The 15,380-nt window shown below is 30.9% G+C and carries 20 protein-coding genes; 19 read left to right on the top strand and 1 reads right to left on the bottom strand.

Features of this window, described 5'->3' with window-relative positions; genetic code table 11:
- Positions 1 to 4 precede the first annotated feature (4 nt).
- The 19 genes from rplO (at position 5) to F594_RS0101895 (ending at position 12,719) form a co-directional block, all read left to right on the top strand.
- Positions 5 to 454 carry a 50S ribosomal protein L15 gene (gene rplO, locus F594_RS0101990; protein WP_004824835.1) on the top strand — a complete coding sequence of 150 codons (450 nt, stop codon included), beginning with the start codon at positions 5 to 7 and terminating at the stop codon, positions 452 to 454.
- Positions 454 to 1,734 carry a preprotein translocase subunit SecY gene (gene secY / locus F594_RS0101985; RefSeq protein WP_009346092.1) on the top strand — a complete coding sequence of 427 codons (1,281 nt, stop codon included), beginning with the start codon at positions 454 to 456 and terminating at the stop codon, positions 1,732 to 1,734. Before rplO ends, secY begins: the two co-directional genes overlap by 1 nt.
- A gap of 8 nt (positions 1,735 to 1,742) precedes the next feature.
- A complete protein-coding gene (locus F594_RS0101980) occupies positions 1,743 to 2,384 on the top strand; it encodes an adenylate kinase (protein ID WP_004824785.1) in 642 nt (213 codons plus the stop codon).
- An 8-nt stretch (positions 2,385 to 2,392) separates the two neighbouring features.
- Positions 2,393 to 2,647: a KOW domain-containing RNA-binding protein gene (locus tag F594_RS0101975; protein WP_004824854.1), complete on the top strand. Its 255-nt coding sequence runs from the start codon at positions 2,393 to 2,395 to the stop codon at positions 2,645 to 2,647.
- Between the two features lie 16 nt (positions 2,648 to 2,663).
- Positions 2,664 to 2,882, top strand: a complete 219-nt coding sequence (gene infA, locus F594_RS0101970) for a translation initiation factor IF-1 (RefSeq protein WP_004824847.1) — start codon at positions 2,664 to 2,666, stop codon at positions 2,880 to 2,882.
- Positions 2,883 to 2,900: 18 nt separating this feature from the next.
- A complete protein-coding gene (rpmJ, locus tag F594_RS0101965) occupies positions 2,901 to 3,014 on the top strand; it encodes a 50S ribosomal protein L36 (RefSeq protein ID WP_004824776.1) in 114 nt (37 codons plus the stop codon).
- Positions 3,015 to 3,025: 11 nt separating this feature from the next.
- Positions 3,026 to 3,388: a 30S ribosomal protein S13 gene (gene rpsM, locus F594_RS0101960; RefSeq protein WP_004824824.1), complete on the top strand. Its 363-nt coding sequence runs from the start codon at positions 3,026 to 3,028 to the stop codon at positions 3,386 to 3,388.
- A 14-nt stretch (positions 3,389 to 3,402) separates the two neighbouring features.
- On the top strand, positions 3,403 to 3,798 hold the full coding sequence (gene rpsK / locus F594_RS0101955) for a 30S ribosomal protein S11 (protein WP_004824807.1): 396 nt from the start codon (positions 3,403 to 3,405) through the stop codon (positions 3,796 to 3,798).
- Between the two features lie 43 nt (positions 3,799 to 3,841).
- Entirely contained in the window at positions 3,842 to 4,789 is a 948-nt protein-coding gene (locus tag F594_RS0101950; RefSeq protein ID WP_004824798.1) for a DNA-directed RNA polymerase subunit alpha, read from the top strand.
- 12 nt (positions 4,790 to 4,801) lie between these two features.
- Positions 4,802 to 5,143, top strand: a complete 342-nt coding sequence (rplQ, locus tag F594_RS0101945) for a 50S ribosomal protein L17 (protein ID WP_004824815.1) — start codon at positions 4,802 to 4,804, stop codon at positions 5,141 to 5,143.
- Positions 5,144 to 5,319: 176 nt separating this feature from the next.
- Positions 5,320 to 6,225: an SAM-dependent methyltransferase gene (locus F594_RS0101940; RefSeq protein WP_019034366.1), complete on the top strand. Its 906-nt coding sequence runs from the start codon at positions 5,320 to 5,322 to the stop codon at positions 6,223 to 6,225.
- 127 nt (positions 6,226 to 6,352) lie between these two features.
- Entirely contained in the window at positions 6,353 to 6,649 is a 297-nt protein-coding gene (locus tag F594_RS0101935; RefSeq protein ID WP_255348614.1) for an HU family DNA-binding protein, read from the top strand.
- 43 nt (positions 6,650 to 6,692) lie between these two features.
- Complete coding sequence (locus F594_RS0101930) at positions 6,693 to 6,935, top strand: RNA-binding S4 domain-containing protein (RefSeq protein WP_019034365.1); 243 nt, start codon at positions 6,693 to 6,695, stop codon at positions 6,933 to 6,935.
- Between the two features lie 223 nt (positions 6,936 to 7,158).
- Positions 7,159 to 7,473, top strand: a complete 315-nt coding sequence (locus F594_RS0101920; protein WP_004824851.1) for an FtsB family cell division protein — start codon at positions 7,159 to 7,161, stop codon at positions 7,471 to 7,473.
- Between the two features lie 18 nt (positions 7,474 to 7,491).
- Complete coding sequence (locus tag F594_RS0101915) at positions 7,492 to 7,884, top strand: S1 RNA-binding domain-containing protein (RefSeq protein ID WP_004824875.1); 393 nt, start codon at positions 7,492 to 7,494, stop codon at positions 7,882 to 7,884.
- A 58-nt stretch (positions 7,885 to 7,942) separates the two neighbouring features.
- Positions 7,943 to 9,265, top strand: coding sequence for a tRNA lysidine(34) synthetase TilS (tilS, locus tag F594_RS0101910; RefSeq protein WP_019034363.1), 1,323 nt, complete (start codon positions 7,943 to 7,945; stop codon positions 9,263 to 9,265).
- Positions 9,252 to 9,785, top strand: a complete 534-nt coding sequence (gene hpt, locus F594_RS0101905; protein WP_019034362.1) for a hypoxanthine phosphoribosyltransferase — start codon at positions 9,252 to 9,254, stop codon at positions 9,783 to 9,785. The genes tilS and hpt overlap by 14 nt, the downstream gene beginning before the upstream one ends.
- 15 nt (positions 9,786 to 9,800) lie before the next feature.
- Positions 9,801 to 11,738: an ATP-dependent zinc metalloprotease FtsH gene (ftsH, locus tag F594_RS0101900; protein WP_019034361.1), complete on the top strand. Its 1,938-nt coding sequence runs from the start codon at positions 9,801 to 9,803 to the stop codon at positions 11,736 to 11,738.
- Between the two features lie 495 nt (positions 11,739 to 12,233).
- Positions 12,234 to 12,719, top strand: coding sequence for a COG2426 family protein (locus tag F594_RS0101895; protein ID WP_009346041.1), 486 nt, complete (start codon positions 12,234 to 12,236; stop codon positions 12,717 to 12,719).
- A 46-nt stretch (positions 12,720 to 12,765) separates the two neighbouring features.
- Here the strand turns inward: F594_RS0101895 and F594_RS0101890 are convergent, their stop codons facing one another.
- Positions 12,766 to 15,240, bottom strand: coding sequence for a transglycosylase domain-containing protein (locus tag F594_RS0101890; RefSeq protein ID WP_009346038.1), 2,475 nt, complete (start codon positions 15,238 to 15,240; stop codon positions 12,766 to 12,768).
- Positions 15,241 to 15,380 lie beyond the last annotated feature (140 nt).

The following is a 15,380-nucleotide window of genomic DNA, read 5'->3' as shown; positions in this document are numbered from 1 at the left end:
CCCAGTGAAATTACATGACTTAAAACCGGCAGCAGGCGGTGGAGTTAAAGCTAGAAAAAGAATTGGTAGAGGTATTGGTTCTGGAACTGGTAAAACTTCTGGTAGAGGTCAAAAAGGTCAAAATTCAAGGTCTGGTGGTGGAGTAAGACCAGGTTTTGAAGGTGGCCAAATGCCTTTATTTAGACGTCTTCCAAAAAGAGGATTTACAAATATATTTAAAAAGCAAACACAAGCAGTTAATGTTTCTGATTTGAATCGTTTTGAAGAAGGAACAGAAGTAACAAAAGATCTTTTAATACAAGAAGGTTTAGTTAAAAAGTCAAAAGCAAAAGATGGAGTAAGAATTTTAGGTAACGGAGAATTAAACGTAAAACTTAATGTTAAAGCAAGCCATTTCTCTGCGTCAGCTAAAGAAAAAATTGAGGCCTGCGGAGGAAAGGCTGAGGTGATTTAATGCTTTCCACCTTTAAAAATGCTTGGAAAATTCCTCAATTGAGGAAGAAAATGCTCTTTACACTTTTTATGCTTCTACTTTATAGATTAGGAAGTCATATTGCTGTTCCTTTTATGAACACTTCAGTAATTGAGCAATTATTTAACGGTGCAAATGCTTCTCTTTTTGCCTTTATGGATTTAATGGCAGGAGGAAATTTTAGAAACTTTACAATTTTTGCTTGTAATATATATCCATATGTTACAGCTTCAATTGTGCTTCAACTTTTAACAATAGCTATCCCTTCACTTGAAGCTTTAGCAAAAGAAGGAGATACAGGTCGTAAAGCTATAGCAAAATATACTAGATATCTTGCAATAGCAATTGCTGCTGTACAAGCAGTAGGATATACTTTTGGAATATTTAGACAAGCTGTTAATGCAACAACTTACTTGGAATATTTTACAATTATAATTTCTATAGTAGCTGGTTCTACAATTCTTATTTGGATTGGTGAACAAATTACAGAACATGGAATTGGAAATGGTATTTCAATATTAATCTTTGCTGGTATCGTAGCAAGATTTCCTGTTGATATATTCCAATCAATAGCTCGTGTTAGAGCTGGACTTGCTAGCTCTATATATCTTTGGATATTCTTAGTTTTAGCTATTGCAATTTGTGTGTTTGTTGTAATTCTTAATGAAGGTGAAAGAAGAATTCCAGTACAATATGCAAAAAGAGTAGTAGGACGTAAGATGTATGGAGGTCAAGCAACACATATTCCTATTAAAGTTCTTTTAACAGGAGTTATGCCTATTATCTTTGCTAACTCACTATTAGCAATACCATCAACAGTAGCTATGTTTACTAAAAATGAAGCTACTAGAAATTGGATTACAAAATGGTTATCACCATCAGGTGGTCCTGGTGTAGTAATTTATGTATTATGTTCAGTAATATTAATTATATTCTTTACATTTTTCTATACTACAATTCAATTTAACACAGTGGAATATTCAAAGAATATGCAACAAAACGGTGGTTTTATTCCAGGAATAAGACCAGGTAAACCGACTAGTGAGTATTTACAAAGGTCATTAAATAGATTAGTATTACCGGGAGCAATTGCACTTGCAATACTTTCAGTATTACCTACAATATTAACAAAGATTTCAAATCTTCAATTTAATTATGGTGGAACAAGTATTATTATCGTAGTTGGTGTAGTATTAGAAACAACAAGAGTTCTTGAGCAACAATTGTTAATGAGAAACTACAAAGGATTCTTAAGAAAATAGGAGGAATTATGAGACTCGTTATATTAGGTCCTCCAGGGGCCGGTAAGGGTACGCAAGCCGATTTTATCGTTAAGAAATATAATATAGTTCATATCTCAACAGGTGATATTTTTAGAGAAAATATTAAAAATCATACAAAACTAGGAGAAAAAGCAAAATCGTATATGGATAAAGGACTTCTAGTTCCTGATGAATTAGTTATAGATTTAGTTGAAGATAGGCTGGCAAAGGATGATTGTAAAGATGGATTTCTTTTAGATGGTTTTCCTAGAACAGTAGCTCAAGGAGTTAGCCTTGATGCAATTTTAGATAGACAAGATAAGTCCTTGACTAAAGTTATAAATATTGATGTTAAACCAGAAATCCTTATTGAAAGGGCTGTTGGTAGACGTGTATGTAAATCATGTGGCAGCACTTTCCATATAAAATATAATCCTCCTAAAGAAGATGGCATTTGTGATAATTGTCATGAAAAGCTAATTCAAAGAGATGATGATACCGAAAATACTGTTAAAACTAGAATTAAAGTTTATTTTGAACAAACAGCTCCATTGATTGATTATTATAAGGCTCAAGATTTACTTCTTAATATTAATGGAGAAAGTGATATAAAGAAGGTATTTGACGATATAGTTCAAGGTCTAAGTTAGGTGAAATAATGGAGAGGACAATATCTCTTGAAAGGGGACAAATTGTAAGATCCAAAAAAGGTAGAGATGAGGGAGAAATATTTATCATTTTGGACATTATTGATGATAAATATGTCTACCTTGTTGATGGAAAATTAAGAAAGCTATGTAAACCTAAAAGGAAAAAGGTAAAACATCTTTATATATATAAGGCAGTAGTTGAGTTGGACGTTGAAAATTTCAATGATGCCTATATTAGAAGAGTTCTGTTATCTTATAGCTAAAGGAGGATACCTATATATGGCTAAAGAAGATGTAATTGAAGTAGAAGGCGTAGTTGTTGACGCATTACCGAATACTAATTTCAAAGTTAAGCTTGAAAATGGACACATTATACTTGCCCATATTTCAGGTAAATTGAGAATGAATTATATAAGAATTCTTCCTGGAGATAAGGTGACAGTTGAGCTTTCACCTTATGACCTAACTAGGGGAAGAATTACATGGAGAAAGAAATAATCCCGTAAGGAGGTTACAATGAAGGTTAGACCATCAGTAAAGAAAATGTGCGAAAAATGCAAAATTATCAAAAGAAAAGGAAAAGTAATGGTAATTTGCGAAAATCCCAAGCATAAACAGAGACAAGGCTAAGGAGGTAGATTATGGCAAGAATAGCCGGTGTGGACTTACCAAGAGAAAAAAGAGTTGAGATTGGCTTAACTTATATTTTCGGTATTGGTAGAAGCAGATCACAAAAAATTCTAAAGGATGCAGATGTTAATTTTGACACTAGAGTTAAAGATTTAACAGAAGCTGAACTTGGAAGAATTAGAGATGAAATTCAAAAATACCATGTAGAAGGTGATTTGCGTAGAGATGTTGCTATGAACATCAAAAGACTTCGTGAAATCAACTGCTATCGTGGTCGTAGACATAAAGCCGGTCTTCCTGTAAGAGGACAAAAGACCAAAACTAATGCAAGGACAAGAAAAGGTCCTAAAAAATTAATTGCAAAGAAGAAGTAAGGAGGTATATATAAATGGCAAAAAAACAAAGAGCTACTCGTGTAAAACGTCGTGCTCGTAAAAATATTGAAAAAGGTCAAGCTCATATAGCCTCTACATTTAATAACACTATGGTTACTTTAACCGACACAAACGGAAATGTAATTTCATGGGCAAGTGCCGGTCAATTAGGATTCAGGGGCTCTAGAAAGTCAACACCATTTGCAGCTCAAGAAGCTGCAGCTGAAGCAGCTAATAAGGCAAAGGAACATGGATTAAAATCTGTTGATGTATATGTAAAAGGTCCAGGTAGCGGAAGAGAAGCTGCTATAAGGTCTTTACAAGCATCAGGCCTTGAAGTTACCATGATAAAAGATGTAACTCCAATTCCACATAACGGATGTAGACCGCCAAAACGTAGAAGAGTTTAATGGAATTAGTTAGTAATATATTACTAAACTAGAGGAGGTACCCATGATAGAAATAGAAAAGCCTAAAATTACTATTGATAAGCTGGATGATTCCGGAAAATACGGAAAATTTATAGTGGAACCCCTTGAAAGTGGATATGGAATTACTATTGGAAATTCTTTGAGAAGAGTTCTTTTATCCTCTCTACCAGGGGCTGCTGTTTCATTCATAAATATTCGTGGTGTGGAACATGAATTTGACACTATTCCAGGAGTTTTAGAAGATGTTCCAGAAATTATTTTGAATGTTAAATCCATTGTTTTCAAAATGGAAAATGATGAACCTGTAAAGCTAATTATAGAAAAATCAGGTAAAGGAGAAATAACTGCTGGAGATATTATTCTTGAACCCAGTGTAAGTGTTGTAAATCCTAACCATCATATTGCAACTTTAAATGAAGATGCAGATGTTTATATTGAAATGACAGTAGAAAAAGGTCGTGGTTATGAGCCTTCTGAATTAAAAAAAGATGAAGTAACTCAAATTGGAATAATACCGGTGGACTCAAATTATTCTCCGGTTAGAAAAGTTAATTGGAAAGTTGAAAACACAAGGGTAGGTCAAAGAACAGATTATGACAGACTTATTCTTGAAGTTACAACAGATGGTTCAATGAAAGCTGATGAAGCAACATCATTGGCAGCAAAAATTTTAACAGAACATTTAGACTTATTTATTGGTCTTATAAATCATGTTGATGAAGTTAATATTATGGTTGAAAAAGAAGAAGACCAAAGTGAAAAAGTTAAAGAGATGACAGTTGAAGAATTAGACCTATCTGTAAGAAGTTTCAATTGCTTAAAAAGAGCGGGTATCAATACTGTTGGGGAACTGACAAATAAAACTGAAGAAGATATGATGAAAGTTAGAAACCTTGGTAAAAAATCTTTGGAAGAAGTGGTTTCTAAATTACAAGAAATGAATCTATCTCTGAAAACTGAAGAAGATTAAAAGGAGGTACTAATGGCAGTACAAAGAAAACTTAACCGTAATTCTAGCCACAGACGTGCTATGTTAAGAAATCTTGTTACCTCACTTCTAAGAGAAGAAAAGATTGTAACAACTGTTACAAGAGCTAAAGAAACAAGAAGAATTGCTGAAAAAATGATTACTCTTGGAAAGAGAGGAGATCTTCACGCAAGAAGACAAGCACTCGCATATATTTTTGACGAAGATACAGTAACTAAGGTTTTTAATGAATTAGCCGAAAAATATGCTGACAGAAACGGCGGTTATACAAGAATAATTAAAATGGGACCAAGACGTGGTGACGGAGCTGAAGTTGCAGTTTTGGAACTTGTATAAATTATTTAATTAAAATTGATAATATTATATTTAGGGAGACTAGGGCTTAGTCTCCTATTTTTGTATTCACTATATTGGTAAATATTAATGTTAATAAATTTGATCATGCAGTTAAATTTGAAAATTAATTAACCATCTTATATAATAAGATAAAAATATATGATGTAGGAGAATTTATGATAAATGTAGTTGGCTTAGGAGCAACTGATGAGAATGATTTAACTTATAAAGCTCTTAAAATTATTAATAATGGTAAAAAAAATTTTTTGAGAACGGACAAGCTTGATGCTGTCAATTATTTTAAAGATAATAATATATCTTATTCTTCTTTTGATTATGTTTATGAGGAAGATGAGAACAAATCTTTCGAGGATGTTTATAATGAAATTGTATCGTCTTTACTTGAGGAGGAAAATAAGTGGGGAGAAATAAATTATTTTGTTCCAGGTAATCCTTTTGTAGCTGAAAAGACAGTTGAACTTTTAAGAAAGAATACTAAAACAACGATAACAAGTGGTATAAGTTTTATTGAACCAATTTTAAGTGCTGTTGGTAGAGATGCTGTTGATGGTCTTTTATTTCTCGATTATGATTTTAATATTTACGATTTAAACCCTGATATGGATATCATTATAACTCAGATTTATAACAGGCGTATAGCTTCGGATGTTTCTTTAAAACTTCAAGAAATTTATCCACCACAAAGTGATGTAACTTTTATCAAAGATGCTGGCTTAAAATCTCAATACCTTGTAAATTGTAAAGTATTTGAATTATCTAGAATTGAGGATATCAATCACAGATGTGCTCTATATATTCCAAGAAGTGAGAGATTTATTTATGGTCAAATGAAAAAAGCATTATTAAATTTTATAGATGAGACAAACTTGTCTTATGACAAAAAATCCTTTGAATTTATTAAAGACAAGGCAAGGGATATTATAAAAAATCTCGATAATAATGATGATGATACAGCTTTTCAGTTTTATTTTTATGCAATTTTATTAAGTGAGTTGGCAAATATTGAAGGATATTATAATAAATATGATATTTTTGAAAAAATATTAGAAAAAATGAGATAAAATAGGGATTTTTTTCAATTAGGTCTAGAAAAAAGACTAAACTTAGGTTATAATTTATACAGTCTTACTTTTAGAGCAGGCTGGAATGCTCTTTATTTTATAGATTATAAAGACTATAAAAATATTAATCTTCGAGGAGGATGTTATGAACAAACAAGAATTAGTAGCAAGCATAGCTACAAAAAGCAGTTTAACTAAAAAAGATGCTGAAAAGGCTCTTAATGGTTTCTTAGCTTCAGTTGAAGAAGCTTTAGCAAAAGGTGAAAAGGTTCAATTAGTTGGATTTGGAACTTTTGAAGTTAGACAAAGAAAAGCTAGAGAAGGAAGAAATCCAAGAAACCCAGAAGAAGTTATCAAGATTCCTGCTTCTAAAGCACCAGTATTTAGATCAGGCAAAGCCCTTAAAGAAGCTGTTAATAAGTAATCTTAACTAAGAAGGCCTTTGTGCCTTCTTTTTTTTAAAAATTATGCGTATAGATAAGTATTTAAAAAATTCTAGAATTATAAAAAGAAGAACTGTGGCAAAATCTGCCTGTGATAAAGGCTTAATTAAAATTAATGAGAAAATTGCCAAAGCTGGTGATGAAGTTGTGATTGGCGATATTATTGAAATTAAGCTTGGTACTAAAGAGATTTTAGTTAAGGTATTATCTGTAAATGACAATGTTTCTAAAGATGAAGCTTCATCTATTTATGAAAGGATAAATTAAATTGTCAAATCTTTCAAACATTTCTTTTATTTTTTTGTTTGCAACAGGAATTATCATTACTTTTTTAACTTTAAGAAAAAATGAAGATTTAAGTTTGATTTTCATTTTTATTGTTTTGATTATAGTTATTTTCTACATGCTTAGAGATATTTATGTTAAAAATTTTTAATTTATATCTTTACAATTCTTCGCTTTTCTGTAATAATTAACTTGGAGGTTAGACATGAGAACTAGGAGAAAAAGCTTCCCATTAATTTATGCAATCATTATCTTGATTACTCTTATATACTTTGCTTTCTCTATGAGTAAATCAATTGGATTAAGAAACCAAAAACTAGAGATATTGTCTGAAAATCGTAGAGAGATTAGTAGTTTAAATAATGATATCAAAAATTTAAAGAGGGAAATTAACAATGCTGATACAATTGAGTTTGTTGAAAAAGTTGCCAGAGATGATTTGGGAATGGTAAAACCTAGGGAAATTGTGTATATTGACAAGAGTAAAGGAAGTTCTTTTAATCTCCATAGGCAAAATTAACAGGAGGATAAATAGTTTATGAGCTTAGCTGTAGGCGATGTTGTAGAAGGTGTGGTATCAAATCTAACTAAGTTTGGTGCTTTTGTGAATTTAGATAGCGGATTGACAGGTTTAGTACATATTTCGGAAATTTCTGATACTTTCGTAAAGGATGTTTCTGATGTTTTAGAAACTGGTCAAAATGTGAAAGTAAAAGTTCTTTCAATTGATGATAAGGGTAAAATAGCTTTATCAATCAAAGCCTGCATTGAAAAAAAGCCTGTACAGATAAATACTGAAAAGGTTGGTATAAATACTGAGTTTGAAGATAAATTAGCCAAGTTTTTAAAAGATAGTAACGAAAAATTGGAACAAAAAAGATCTAGGGAAAAACAAAAGACTAAGGGTAACAGGTCAAGGAATAGATTTTAATTTGAGTATAAGGACCTTTTTATGGGTCCTTATTTGTTTTTATTATTAGGATAAAATAATGGATAAAATTTTTTATGATAAAATTAAAGAAGAAAAAACCATAGAAAAAAATGATAGACTGCTTCTTGCAATTTCAGGAGGTCCTGATTCTATGTATCTTCTCTACAATGTCATAGATTTGAAGAAAGAATTTAATTTAGATTTATTAGTTTGTCATGTAAATCACGGTATCAGAGAAAATGCAAAAAATGATGAAAATTTTGTAATAGATATTTGCAAAAAGTTTAATATTAATTATAATATAAAACATGTTAATATGAATGAATACGCAAAGGAAAATAATATGAGTGCTGAGGAAGCCGGTCGTTTTCTAAGATATGAATTTTTTAAAGAGAATGCAGATGGCAGAAAAATTCTTACTGCTCATAATTTAAATGACCAAGCTGAAACTATTCTTACAAGGATTTTTAGAGGAACTGGGGTAAAAGGTTTGGCAGGAATCTTACAATTTAATAATAATATTGTAAGACCTATCTTAAATATCCCAAGGTATCAGATAGAGGATTATTTAAATAAGAATAATCTTAAATATGTGATTGATGAAACTAATTTAAAAAGTGACTATACAAGAAATCGCATAAGGATTGAGCTTATACCTTATATTGAAAAATATTTTAATCCCAATATAGTTAATACGCTAAATAGATTATCTATTAATGCCAGGGAAGAAAAAATCTATCTTGATACTATCATAGAAAAAGAATATAGAAATTCTTTTAAAGATGATTATTTTAATGTAACTTATCTTAAAACTCTTGATAAATTTATTTGCCAAGAAGTGATTAAAAAATTTTTAGAAGAAAATTTTCCTTCTTTTGTAACAAGAAAAATCATAATTGATATTTATATGTTATTGTTTAAGAATTCTGGAACATCTATAGATATATCAAAAAATATTAGGGCTAGAATCTCTTATAATAAACTATTAATAGAAAAGTATCAAAAAATTAATTATGAATCTTTGTATTTAAATTGTGGAGATAATCATAGTGATTTTGGTATAATTACACTTAAGGATAATATTTATAAAAAAGATATATTTAACGTTTCTATTGATAAAGATAAAATAAAGGGTAATTTATATGTTCGTTCAAGAAAAAAAGGCGATAGATTTACTCCAATGGGTATGAAATCAAATAAAAAATTAAAAGATTTTTTTATAGATAAGAAAATTGATAGGGAAAAAAGGGACTCTATCGGGCTTATTTGCGATGATGAAAATATTATTTGGGTCATCGGATATGGAATAAATGATAAATATAAAATTACTGAATTTAGCAAAAATATTCTTAACATGGAGGTAAAAGATGACAGAAATTAAAGAAATTCTTTTTACTAGGGAAGAAATCCAAAAAAAAGTTCAAGAATTAGGTAAAATTATAAGCAACGATTATAAGGGTAAAAAACTTATATTGGTGGGTATTTTAAAAGGAGCTGTTCCTTTTATGGCTGACTTAATGAGAGAAATTGATCTGGATTTAGAATATGATTTTATGGATGTTTCTTCATATAGCGGAACAACATATGTAGGGGAAGTTAGGATACTAAAGGATATTTCTACACATATTGAAGGTAAAGATGTACTTTTTGTAGAAGATATTATTGACACAGGTTTAACTTTATCATATTTGACAGACCTTTTTAAGAGTAGGGCAGCTAATAGCGTTGCTATTACTACTTTACTTTCAAAACCCAAGAGAAGAAAAATTGATATATATGTCAAATATATTGGATATGAAATTGAGGATAAATTCGTTGTAGGATATGGTATGGATTATAATGAAAAATTCAGATCATTACCATATATTGGTGTCCTTGATGAAAGTATTCTTCATAAATAGAGGAGGAGATATATTTTGAAAAAAAGAATGGGGGGAACAATATTTTATATTGTCCTAATCATTTTATTATTTGCTACAATTAGATATTTTAGACCACCTGAACAAACTGTTGAGGAAAAAAGTGTTACTGAGTTTGTACAAGAATTAAAAAATAATAATGTTGTATCTATTACCATGGAAGAAGGTACTAATACCATAGCTCATGTTAAATTGAAAGATGACACAAGATTTATAACACTTTTACCTGATTCAGCCTCACAAGACCTTTTTAATTCATATATTTCCGATAAGGTTTCTAAGGGTGAAATTAAATATAATCTGCAACCTAAAAAAGTAACACCTTTTTATTTTGACCTCATCCCATCATTTTTGATGATAGGTGCACTGATATTTATTTGGTATAGGATTATGCAACAAAATAGTGGTGGAGGTAAGATGTCATCATTTGGAAAATCTAAAGCTAAGTTAATCAATAAAGATTCAAAAAAATTGATTACCTTTAAGGATGTTGCAGGTTTAGTTGAAGAAAAAGAAGAACTTGGAGAAATTGTTGATTTTCTGAAGAATCCAAAAAGATTTACTGAAATGGGGGCAAGAATACCTAAGGGTGTTTTACTTGTAGGCCCTCCAGGAACCGGTAAAACTTATCTTTCTCGTGCAGTAGCAGGAGAAGCTGGAGTTCCATTTTTTATAATGAGTGGTTCAGATTTCGTAGAAATGTTTGTAGGTGTTGGAGCATCGAGAGTTCGTGATTTATTTGAAGCTGCTAAGAAAAATGCACCTTGCATAATTTTCATAGATGAGATTGATGCTGTAGGTCGTAGACGTGGTGCTGGACTTGGCGGAGGTCATGACGAAAGGGAACAAACCCTTAACCAATTATTAGTAGAAATGGATGGATTTGGAACTAACGAGGGCGTTATTGTAATGGCAGCAACAAATAGGCAGGATATACTTGACCCTGCACTATTAAGACCAGGTAGATTTGATAGGATGGTTTATGTTGGTAAGCCTGATATTCGTGCTCGTGAAGCAGTTTTGAAAGTTCATTCTAAAGGTAAAAAGCTTGCAGAAGATGTTGATTTAAGACTTATTGCAAGGAGAACACCTGGATTTACTCCAGCAGATTTGGAAAATCTTATGAATGAATCAGCTTTACTTGCTGCTAGAAATGGCAACGCAAGAATAACAATGGAAGATGTTAACGAAGCTTCTATAAAAGTTCAAGCAGGACCAGCTAAAAAATCAAGAGTAGTTTCAGATAAGGAAAGAAAATTGACAGCTGTTCATGAATCAGGTCATGCTATAGTGTCACAATTTTTACCAGAAGAGCATCCAGTTCATATGATTACTATAATTCCTAGAGGACAAGCTGGAGGATTTACAGCATATGCTCCTGAGGATGATGCTTCCTTCGTAACTAAGGGTATGATGGAGTCACAAATCGTATCATTATTAGGCGGACGTGTGGCAGAATCTTTAGTTTTAGATGATATTTCTACTGGAGCATCTAATGACATACAAAGAGCTACACAAATAGCGAGGTCTATGGTTACGACATATGGTATGAGTGATAGACTTGGTACAATTAATTATGACTCAGGTGATAATGAAATATTTGTTGGCAGAGATTTAGGCCGTGAAAGACCTTATTCAGAAAGGACTGCAGCTGAAATTGATGAAGAAGTAGCAAGAATTATTAATGAAGCATATATAAAATGTAGAAATATATTGAAAGAAAATATGCCTAAGTTATTAAGACTTTCTAACGCTTTATTAGAAAAAGAAACTGTCTACAGAAAGGAATTCTTAGAAATTTTCTATGCAGATGATGAAAAAAATAAAGAAATTGTAAAAAAACAAGAAGACCAACAAGAAGAAAGTATTCTTCAAGATGCAGCACTCGATAAAGATACTTTTCAAGAAAAAGACAGTCCATTAGAAGATAAATAAATATTTAATTTTGGCTCTATGTCAAATATTGGGGAGGCTCGTTAATTCGAGTCTCTCTTTTCATTTAAAAATCAATACTTAGACGCTAATAGGATAACAAAAGTAAAATAAAGGAAATACTACTAAAAATAAAGATAGCAAACAAAACTCCTAGGGCTTTGCGAAAATTTCCCGTTTTCCTAACACTACTACAAGCAAACATAATTCTTTTTCTAAAAAAATTGAAATATTTCATACCAAAACAATTTCTCTTTAAAGTCTTTATGTTAGTATGAGTACCTCTAAGATTTATTTTTTTGCTATTTTAAGTTTAGGACTAAATGAGTACAAGTCAATTTTTTTTACATAAAAATATCTGTTACAGATTTACACTCCAACAGATATTTTAGAGCCTAAATTTTTGAATGCCTCAACATTAGTTGGGGTTTTCTTTATAGAAAATTAATTTTTATGTGATATAATTTAAAAAACTCTAATGAAAGTGAGAAAATATTAATGTTTGATTCATTAGCCCAAATAATTGAGATGTATTTACCAAGAGAACTTGCCGTAATGGTTTTGGCAATGCTTCCATATTTGGAATTGAAAGGGGCAATACCTTTTGGTATATCATTAAATTTGAAATATATAACAAGTTTTACCTTTGCATTCTTAGGATCAATAATACCTTCACCTTTTATTATTTTTTTTGTAAATAAAATCATCAAAAAAATTAAAAAGAAGGATAAATTTAGTATCTATATAAAAAAATTAGAAACTAGGATTAGGATAAAGGGGAGTAAAATAAAGAATTCAGGTATATTAGGCTTATTTATTTTTGTTATGATACCTTTACCGGGAACAGGAGTTTGGTCTGGGTCTTTGTTAGCAGGTCTATTTAACTTAAACACAAAAAAGTCTTTATTAGTTATAATCTTAGGTAATTTTTTTGCTGGGATTATAATAACACTATTAAGCTCAAGTATACATAAATTATTGTAAATAAAGACTCATGAAAGTTTAGATTTTCATGAGTCTTTAAAAAGTATTAATTCTTCTTATCTTTATTATTAGAGTTTGAATTTACATTATTATTGTTATCAGATTTTCTTCTCTTTCTTTTCTTATGAGAATTTTCATCGTTTGAATTTTCATTCTTTTTATCAATGTTGTTATTATTGTTGTCTGATTTTTTCTTTTTAGGCTTTTGTGATTCTTCGTCATCATCATTATCATCCCAATACAACTTGCTTGTGTAGTGAGGTTCTGTTCCATCTGCGAAAAGTTCTCTTCTGCCATTTACATATTTTGTATAAATTCCGTCAGGTTCCTCAAAATCTTTATCATCAAGACCTTCATGAACTTTTTTCATTATTTCCTTCCATAGGTAAGCAGCTCTATCAGAACCAAAATGCAAGGTTTGATTTTTGTCACATCCAATCCAAACAGAAGCTGTGTAGTAAGGAGTATAACCACAGAACCAAACATCTCTTTTATCAGTAGTTGTACCTGTTTTTCCGGCTACTGGCATTCCTCTGAAACTTGCATTTCTACCAGTACCTCTTTTTACAACATCTTTTAAAATATCAGTTAAAATATAAGCATTTTGCTTTGAAGTAATTTCCTTTTCATCAACGTCAGCCTTGTAAATAGTGTCGCCATTATTAGAAAGAATCTTGCTAATTAAAATAGGTTTCGAATATTTACCCTCATCAGCAAGAGTTGTATATGCTCCAGCCATTTGTAAGGGGCTTATTCCATGAGTCATACCACCAAGTGCAAGAGGAGAGAAACTCATATCATTTGTCAGTATGGTGTTTGGTTTAGATGGGTCTGGTTTAACTATAGATGTTATTCCAATACTTTCAAGAGTATCTACTACTTTATTTATTGATTCTTCATCATTATATACTTTAGGATAAGTTGAAAACTTATTACTTTTTGAATTCTTATCTACAGAAATATCTCTTAATACTTGGAAAGCACCAACGTTAGAGGATCTGATTACTAAGTTTCTAACTGTTGTCCATCCACGATAAGAATTTGCATTATTTCTCGGTGGGTTATTGAAGCCAGCACTTTTAGGTATTGGTGAATCTAAAAATACATCACCAGCAGTAGTACCATTATTAAAAGCTGTAAGGTAAACTGAAATTGGCTTGATAGAAGAACCAGGCTGTCTTTTCACTGTTGCTCTATTTAATAGTTGGCCACCACCGACTCCACGACCGCCAACTAGAGCTTTAACTTCATGAGTTTTTTGGTCAATAATAACACAGGCTACTTGAGGTTGGACCACACCAGATTTATCTGTGAATGAACCTCTATAATATTGTGGGTCAGCAACGGTTTCTTCTAATATTTTTTGAATTTCCATATTCATGGGGGTATAAATTTTAAGACCTCCATTGAATAGCTTGTTGTGCGCTTCCTCGTCACTATAACCAAGTTTTAAAAGTATTCCCTTAACTTCTTTTTGAACTAAATCAGTGTAAAAGGAAGAAATTCCATATTCACGCCTTTTTCCAATTTTTATTGTTATATCTTCATTTAAAGCTTTGTTATAATCATCTTCAGTAATGAGCTTTTGCTCAAACATTTTTTTCAAAACACGAGCTTGCCTTGTTTTGGCATTAGGATTAAATACTGCCTTATATGGAATATAGGTATTGTTTTTAATTTGAATCAAATCAAAACTATCAATTTTTCCAAGTTCCATTAACTTTTCAGAAAAATTAATTAAATTTTCTGGATTTTCATAGTTGGAATTAACATTAGGTCTTAAAACTACCTGAACATTTTCAGGGTCATCCTCTGCTTGAATTTCAGCATAATTATAAGGAGTGAATTCTTCTGGTCTATTAGTAACCCCAGCTAGCAGGGCACATTCTGCCAAAGATAAGTCCGAAACATCCTTATCGAAAAAAGAATGAGCAGCAGCTCCAACTCCAATAGTACCTTTAGAAAAAGATGCACAATTTAGGTAGGCTTCCAAGATTTGTGGTTTTGTAAGATTAGCTTCAATTTGATAAGCGTAATAAATATCTGTTAATTTTCTTGGAATACTTTTAGAAGAAGACGTGTATAGATTCTTAGCAAGCTGCATTGTTATTGTTGAGGCACCTTGCTCCATGGACCTTGTTTTTATATCATGGACTAAAGCCCCTAAAACTCTTCTAAAATCAACAGCATTATGCTCGTAAAATCTTTCATCTTCAATTGCCACAAAGGCATTGGATAAATATTTGGGGAATTTATCCATAGGTACAAACTCACTGAATTCATCGTCGACCAAAGTTTGTATTAGCTGGTCATCATCAGAATAAATTCTCGATGTTTCAGCCATTATAGTCCTGTAATTTGTAGGGTCAATTTCTGGTGATTTTTTAAAAATACCTAAAACAAGGGTTGTAACTATTGTTCCTACAAAGATAATAACTGCGAGAATTAATAGAAGTAAAATTTTAAAAATACTTGATAATTTTATTATTCCGTGAGGTTTATTATTACGGTTTTTATTCATAGATAACCTCCTTGTCAAATATTATAACATGATTTGTAAAAAATATATAATTAAAAATTGTAGTTATTAAAAGTTTTGATATAATAAATAAGAATAAAAAAAGACTGCATAAGCAGTCAATGAAGTATAAAGTATAAGTA

The sequence above is a fragment of the Peptoniphilus lacrimalis DSM 7455 genome (genome assembly GCF_000378725.1).
In the GTDB taxonomy this organism is placed as follows: Bacteria; Bacillota; Clostridia; order Tissierellales; family Peptoniphilaceae; genus Peptoniphilus_A; species Peptoniphilus_A lacrimalis.
This window is presented reverse-complemented; position numbering and strand designations above follow the sequence as displayed.

Excerpts from the sequence above, each read along its gene's own strand:
- rpmJ (WP_004824776.1), top strand. The coding sequence starts at position 2,901 with ATGAAGGTTAGACCATCAGTAAAGAAAATGTGCGAAAAATGCAAAATT.
- rplQ (WP_004824815.1), top strand. The coding sequence starts at position 4,802 with ATGGCAGTACAAAGAAAACTTAACCGTAATTCTAGCCACAGACGTGCT.
- rpsK (WP_004824807.1), top strand. The coding sequence starts at position 3,403 with ATGGCAAAAAAACAAAGAGCTACTCGTGTAAAACGTCGTGCTCGTAAA.
- tilS (WP_019034363.1), top strand. The coding sequence starts at position 7,943 with ATGGATAAAATTTTTTATGATAAAATTAAAGAAGAAAAAACCATAGAA.
- F594_RS0101980 (WP_004824785.1), top strand. The coding sequence starts at position 1,743 with ATGAGACTCGTTATATTAGGTCCTCCAGGGGCCGGTAAGGGTACGCAA.
- F594_RS0101895 (WP_009346041.1), top strand. The coding sequence starts at position 12,234 with ATGTTTGATTCATTAGCCCAAATAATTGAGATGTATTTACCAAGAGAA.
- rpsM (WP_004824824.1), top strand. The coding sequence starts at position 3,026 with ATGGCAAGAATAGCCGGTGTGGACTTACCAAGAGAAAAAAGAGTTGAG.
- F594_RS0101930 (WP_019034365.1), top strand. The coding sequence starts at position 6,693 with ATGCGTATAGATAAGTATTTAAAAAATTCTAGAATTATAAAAAGAAGA.
- F594_RS0101950 (WP_004824798.1), top strand. The coding sequence starts at position 3,842 with ATGATAGAAATAGAAAAGCCTAAAATTACTATTGATAAGCTGGATGAT.
- infA (WP_004824847.1), top strand. The coding sequence starts at position 2,664 with ATGGCTAAAGAAGATGTAATTGAAGTAGAAGGCGTAGTTGTTGACGCA.
- F594_RS0101975 (WP_004824854.1), top strand. The coding sequence starts at position 2,393 with ATGGAGAGGACAATATCTCTTGAAAGGGGACAAATTGTAAGATCCAAA.
- secY (WP_009346092.1), top strand. The coding sequence starts at position 454 with ATGCTTTCCACCTTTAAAAATGCTTGGAAAATTCCTCAATTGAGGAAG.
- F594_RS0101940 (WP_019034366.1), top strand. The coding sequence starts at position 5,320 with ATGATAAATGTAGTTGGCTTAGGAGCAACTGATGAGAATGATTTAACT.
- hpt (WP_019034362.1), top strand. The coding sequence starts at position 9,252 with ATGACAGAAATTAAAGAAATTCTTTTTACTAGGGAAGAAATCCAAAAA.
- F594_RS0101890 (WP_009346038.1), bottom strand. The coding sequence starts at position 15,240 with ATGAATAAAAACCGTAATAATAAACCTCACGGAATAATAAAATTATCA.
- F594_RS0101920 (WP_004824851.1), top strand. The coding sequence starts at position 7,159 with ATGAGAACTAGGAGAAAAAGCTTCCCATTAATTTATGCAATCATTATC.
- F594_RS0101915 (WP_004824875.1), top strand. The coding sequence starts at position 7,492 with ATGAGCTTAGCTGTAGGCGATGTTGTAGAAGGTGTGGTATCAAATCTA.